At 47.6% G+C, this 267-nt stretch carries 1 pseudogene; it reads right to left on the reverse strand.

Annotation, left to right across the window (positions count from 1 at the left end):
- Window positions 1–130 precede the first annotated feature (130 nt).
- Window positions 131–267, reverse strand: a pseudogene (locus AX760_RS26185) (IS5/IS1182 family transposase); the annotation flags it as partial.

Below are 267 nucleotides of genomic sequence, written 5' to 3' on the forward strand. Positions count from 1 at the left end.
GCGAAAATCGACCTACAAATCCACATCCGGAACTGTCCCGGAATTAGTGGAATTGCTGTCCCGTATTTACTGAAATCCCTGTCCGCGAATTACTGGAATCTCTGTCCCGAAATTAGTGAAACACGCACATCTGTTTGATGCGATTGAAGAACCGCTCAACGAGATTACGCTGTCGATAAACCCAGCGACTGAAGCTGAAGGTTTGCTTACGGTTGATTTTCGCTGGGATGTTTGCCCATGACTTGCGCTCTTTGGCGAAGCTTCTGA

It is taken from the genome of Pararhizobium antarcticum (assembly GCF_001885585.1).
Taxonomy (GTDB): domain Bacteria; phylum Pseudomonadota; class Alphaproteobacteria; order Rhizobiales; family Rhizobiaceae; genus Pararhizobium; species Pararhizobium antarcticum.